Raw genomic sequence first — 4,889 nt, 5'->3', positions numbered from 1 at the left:
AAAAAGCCTTCCGACGGAGAGGTCTCCGCGGAAGGCTTTTTTTCACCGGCGGAGCCGGACGGGTGTCAGGCCTTCTTGCCGCAGCACTGCTTGTACTTTTTGCCCGAGCCGCAGGGGCAGGGGTCGTTGCGGCCGACGCGGGGCTCGGCGTTGCGCACCGGGCGGTTCGGCACGAGGAGCTTCTTCAACGTGAAGACGCTCTCGACCACCTGGTAGAGCGCCTCGGCGAGGTCCTTCGCCTTCGGGCAGGCCTCGACGGCGGCGGCGTAGACCGCGCGGGCGGCCTCGTCCTCGAGCTCGTCGGGGCTCGAGGCCATGCGGGCGGCGATCGGGATGACCGCGCTCCTCACATCCTCGCTCTCGATCACGGCGTCGGGCCACTGCTCGGTGCCCATCATGAAGCCCGCGGCCCAGGGCACGATCGCTTCGATGCCTTCCTCGTCGAGGATCTCGTTGCCCTCGTCGTCGGCGAGCGGGAAGATCACCGGGTCAAGTCCGCCGCCCGCGTTGAGCGCGGCGCGGATCTCGCGCATGCGCATGCGGATGAGCTCGAGAAGGCGCTCGTCGTCGGGCAGGGCCTCGGGGTCGCCGGAGGCGCTGAAGATGAAGGGGATCACGTCCTCCTCGGAGGGAGCGGCGGGATTGAGCGCGCAGGCGGTGATGTAGCCGTCGAGCACGCCCGCGTCCATCGCGTCATCGCTCTCGAGCGCCTCGATGCGGTTCTGCAGTTCCTCGATTTCAGCGCTGTCAATGAGCTTGGCGTCTTCGGTCATGGTGGTGATGTTCCGGAAAATGGGGAAAAAAGTGCGGGATGCGGGCTCTCCCGGATCCGTCGCGCGTGATCATAGCGCAGAGGGGCGCCTCAGCCGGCCGGATTCCCAACGCGGAGGTCGTTTCGCGCGGACGAGGAGTCTCCTCTTGTTGGATAATTGCCTGCTCCCTGTATTTCGACCGCAAACACATAGGAACACTACAAAGTGGACTGGCTCTACATCCTGCAGGCCACGGTGCTCGGCATCGTCGAGGGCCTCACGGAATTCCTCCCGATCAGCTCGACCGGGCACCTCATCATCGCCTCCGACATCGTGGGCTTCGCCGAGACCGCGGGCTCCGACGAGTTCGTCGTCGCCATCCAGTCGGGCGCCATCTTCGCCGTCTGCTGGTACTACCGCGCCCGCATCTGGCGCATCCTGCGCAGGCTCTTCAGCGATCCGAAGGAGCAGCGTCTCGCGATCAACACGATCGTCGCGTTCCTGCCGGCGGCCGTCATCGGCGTGCTCGTCGCGAGCTACATCAAGCACTACCTCTTCAACCCGGTGGCCGTCGCCATCGCGCTCATCGTGGGCGGCATCCTGATCCTCTGGATCGAGAACCGTCAGGCGCGTCTCTCGATCGAGCCGCGTGTGAAGACGATGGATGACATGACCTGGAAGGACGCGCTCGCCGTGGGCTTCATGCAGTGCCTCGCCATGATCCCGGGCACGAGCCGCTCGGGCGCCACCATCATCGGCGGCCTGGTGCTCGGTCTCTCGCGCCGCGCCGCGACCGAGTTCTCGTTCTTCCTCGCCATCCCGACGATCTTCGGCGCCACGGTCTATGACCTCTGGAAGGGCCGCGAGGACCTCGTCTTCGACAACCTCACGGGTCTCGCCGTCGGCACGATCGTCTCGTTTGTGAGCGCGCTCCTCGTCGTGCACTGGCTGCTGCGCTTCGTCTCCTCGAACGACTTCAAGGGATTCGGCTGGTACCGCATCATCTTCGGCATCATCGTGCTCGCCGCGACGAGCTTCGGCTGGATCGAGTGGCGCGCGGTCTGAGTCTGACCGGCATCTCCGGATGAAAGAAGGGCGGCTTCCCCGACGGGAAGGCCGCCCTTTTCATTGCCCGCCTCGGGGGCGGGCATCAGGCAGGTCACAAATTACTTGCGAATGAACACGAGGTCCCAGATTCCGTGGCCGAGGCGCTCGCCGCGCGCCTGGAACTTCGTCTGCGGACGCTCGCAGAGGGGGTTGCCCATGACGGGGCTGAAGCCCTCGTGGAGATTCCTGAGCGCGGGCTCGGCGGAGAGAACCTCCATCATCTGCTCGGCGTAGTTTTCCCAGTCGGTGGCGCAGTGCAGGTACCCGCCCGGGGCGATGCGGCTCGTGAGCATGCCGATGAAGGGCTGCGCGACGAGGCGGCGCTTGTGGTGACGGGCCTTCCTCCAGGGATCGGGGAAGTAGATGTGCACGCCAGCGAGCGAGTCCGGGGCGATCATGTCGCGCACGACCTCGACGGCGTCGTGGCGGATGACGCGCACGTTGGTGAGCGACATCTCATCAAGGCGCTTCGCGAGCGCCCCCACGCCGGCGGCGAAGACCTCGCAGCCGAGGAAGTTGATCTCGGGGTGGGCCGCCGCGATCGCGGCGGTCGTCTCGCCCATGCCGCAGCCGATCTCAAGGACGAGCGGCGCCTCGCGGCCGAAGATTTCGGTGACGGCGAGCGGCGCCGGGGTGTACTCGACGGCGTAGCGGGGGAGGATCTCCTCGAGCGCGCGCTTCTGCGCGTTCGAGATGTGGCCGCGGCGCATGACGAAGCTGCGGATGTGGCGGTTCTTGAGCTCCTCGAGCTCCTCGGGCGTGAGTTCCTTCTTTTCCATTTCGGTCGGTAAAAGTCTCTGATAGATCGGACGGGCGCGGGATTATCCTGCGCCGGGCGCGGGCGGGTCAACGGGGAGGCGCCGGAAAACAGAAAGGACGCGTGGACTGAACTGTCCTGCGCGTCCTTTCGGGGAGCGGGAGGGATGCTGTCGCCAGGACGGCTCCCTCACAAGGGGATCACTTGTGCGAGAGGCGACGGACGAGGTGGTCGCCGAGCGACTGGATGCCCTGCACGAGGATGATCAGCACGAGCACCACGGGCCACATCACCTCGGGCATGAAGCGCTGGTAGCCGTAGCGGATGCCGAGGTCGCCCAGGCCGCCGCCGCCCACGACGCCGGCCATGGCCGAGAAGCCGATCAAGGAGACCGTGGCGATCGTCAGACCGGCGACGATGCCGGGCATGGCCTCGGGAAGGAGAACCTTCACGATGATCTGGAAGTTCGTCGCGCCCATGGCCTGGGCGGCCTCGACGAGGCCCTTGTCGACCTCGCGCAGGCTCGTCTCGACGATGCGGGCGATGAACGGGGCGACCGCGATGGTGAGCGGCACGATGGCGGCCGCCGTGCCGATCGAGGAGCCAACCACGAGGCGGGTGAACGGGATGATCGCGACGAGCAGGATGATGAACGGAACCGAGCGGAACGCGTTGATCACCGTGGCGAGCAGCAGGTTGAACTTCGGCATCGGCACGAAGGACTTCTTGTCCGAGATGAAGAGCAGGATGCCGAGCGGGATGCCGAGGGCGCTTCCGATGCCTCCCGAGACCGCCACCATGACGAGCGTCTCGAGGAAGGAGTCGAAAATCATCTGAATCAGGGTACTAGACATTGGTTATCTCCTCGACGAGGACGCCGCGGGAACGGAGGTAGTCCACGGCTTCGCGGTAGGTTTCAGCGGGCGCGGTCACGAGCAGCGTGAGCGTGCCGAGGGAGCGGCCCTGCAGGTCGTCGACCGTGCCGCGGAGAATGTTGAAGTCGATGCCGAACTTGCGCGACGCGACCGAGATGAGCGGCTCGGTGACCTCGTCGCCGATGAAGGAGAGGTGCAGCACGTGCACGTTCTCCGCGCCGTTCGTCTCGCGGGCCTGGTTGACCGTGGCGACGATCGAGGGCGGGAGCTCGCGGTCCATCACCTGACCGATGAGGGCGCGGGTGGTCTCGCTCTTCGGGTGGGCGAAGACATCGATCACCTCGCCTTCCTCGACGATCTCGCCGAGGTTCATCACGACGACGTGGCCGCAGATCTGCTTCACGACGTTCATTTCGTGCGTGATCATGACGATCGTGACGCCGAGCTTCTCATTGATTCGCTTCAGAAGCTGCAGCGTGGCGACGGTCGTCTCCGGATCGAGCGCGCTCGTGGCCTCGTCGGAGAGGAGCACCTTCGGGTCGTTGGCGAGCGCGCGGGCGATGCCGACGCGCTGCTTCTGGCCGCCCGAGAGCTGCGAGGGGTACTTGTTGACATGGTCCTCAAGGCCCACGAGCTGGATGAGGGGCATGATCTTCTCGCGGATCTTCGCCTTCGGCGTGCCGACGAGCTCGAGCGGCAGCGCGACGTTGTCGTAGACCGTGCGCGAGGAGAGCAGGTTGAAGTGCTGGAAGATCATGCCGATCGAGCGGCGGACCTCACGGAGCTTGTCCTCGGGGAGGCTCGTGAGCTCCTGACCGTTGACGACGACGCGGCCCTTGGTCGGGCGGTTGAGCAGGTTGATGCAGCGCACGAGCGTGCTCTTGCCGGCGCCCGAGCGGCCGATGATGCCGAATATCTGGCCGGGCTTGATGTCGATGGAGACATCCTTGAGGGCCTCAAAGACCTTGCCGTCCGGGCTCACATAGGTCTGAGTGATGTGTTCTAGTTTGATCATGGAATTTTTTGTGCCGGAGGACCGGAAGGCGGGGGGATTCCGGGAGGGAAAAAACTGGAAGTCTGACTGCTGAGTGTATCGGCGCAGGCCCTCGCGCGGACTCCTCCGGAGGGAGGTATCCCGCGTTTTCTTGAGGTATTACCGGGCTGTTTTCACGCTGTCGGAGCAAATAAAAAGCCCGCCGGGGTTTCCGACGGGCTTTTCGAATTGGTGGGAACGCAGGGATTCGAACCCTGGACCGACGGATTAAGAGTCCGCTGCTCTACCAGCTGAGCTACGTTCCCGAAGCCACGATACAGATTTTCTCCGCACCGAACTTCATGGAAATTTGGTGGGAACGCAGGGATTCGAACCCTGGACCGACGGATTAAGAGTCCGCTGCT

At 64.9% G+C, this 4,889-nt stretch carries 5 protein-coding genes and 1 tRNA gene; 1 reads left to right on the top strand and 5 read right to left on the bottom strand.

Features of this window, described 5'->3' with window-relative positions:
- Positions 1 to 65 precede the first annotated feature (65 nt).
- Positions 66 to 773: a UPF0149 family protein gene (locus tag Q4F91_RS10400; RefSeq protein WP_303337435.1), complete on the bottom strand. Its 708-nt coding sequence runs from the start codon at positions 771 to 773 to the stop codon at positions 66 to 68.
- A 204-nt stretch (positions 774 to 977) separates the two neighbouring features.
- Between Q4F91_RS10400 and Q4F91_RS10395 the strand changes: the two genes are divergently transcribed.
- Positions 978 to 1,817, top strand: a complete 840-nt coding sequence (locus Q4F91_RS10395; protein WP_303337433.1) for an undecaprenyl-diphosphate phosphatase — start codon at positions 978 to 980, stop codon at positions 1,815 to 1,817.
- 101 nt (positions 1,818 to 1,918) lie between these two features.
- On the opposite strand, the gene trmB is transcribed toward Q4F91_RS10395, so the two are convergent.
- From trmB to Q4F91_RS10375, 4 genes are all read right to left on the bottom strand, one after another.
- Positions 1,919 to 2,638 (bottom strand): tRNA (guanosine(46)-N7)-methyltransferase TrmB, encoded by a 720-nt coding sequence (gene trmB, locus Q4F91_RS10390; protein ID WP_303337431.1) that lies wholly within the window; start codon positions 2,636 to 2,638, stop codon positions 1,919 to 1,921.
- 178 nt (positions 2,639 to 2,816) lie between these two features.
- Positions 2,817 to 3,470, bottom strand: coding sequence for a methionine ABC transporter permease (locus Q4F91_RS10385; RefSeq protein WP_303337429.1), 654 nt, complete (start codon positions 3,468 to 3,470; stop codon positions 2,817 to 2,819).
- Positions 3,463 to 4,506 carry a methionine ABC transporter ATP-binding protein gene (locus Q4F91_RS10380; protein WP_303337428.1) on the bottom strand — a complete coding sequence of 348 codons (1,044 nt, stop codon included), beginning with the start codon at positions 4,504 to 4,506 and terminating at the stop codon, positions 3,463 to 3,465. Before Q4F91_RS10380 ends, Q4F91_RS10385 begins: the two co-directional genes overlap by 8 nt.
- Positions 4,507 to 4,714: 208 nt before the next feature.
- Positions 4,715 to 4,790, bottom strand: a tRNA-Lys gene (locus tag Q4F91_RS10375).
- Positions 4,791 to 4,889 lie beyond the last annotated feature (99 nt).

The organism is Sutterella sp., assembly GCF_030539355.1.
In the GTDB taxonomy this organism is placed as follows: Bacteria; Pseudomonadota; Gammaproteobacteria; order Burkholderiales; family Burkholderiaceae_F; genus Sutterella.
Note: the sequence above shows the minus strand (reverse complement) of the source record. Positions and strands in the feature narration are given on the sequence as shown.

Coding starts and splice junctions, on each gene's coding strand:
- Q4F91_RS10400 (WP_303337435.1), bottom strand. CDS start 773: ATGACCGAAGACGCCAAGCTCATTGACAGCGCTGAAATCGAGGAACTG.
- trmB (WP_303337431.1), bottom strand. CDS start 2,638: ATGGAAAAGAAGGAACTCACGCCCGAGGAGCTCGAGGAGCTCAAGAAC.
- Q4F91_RS10385 (WP_303337429.1), bottom strand. CDS start 3,470: ATGTCTAGTACCCTGATTCAGATGATTTTCGACTCCTTCCTCGAGACG.
- Q4F91_RS10380 (WP_303337428.1), bottom strand. CDS start 4,506: ATGATCAAACTAGAACACATCACTCAGACCTATGTGAGCCCGGACGGC.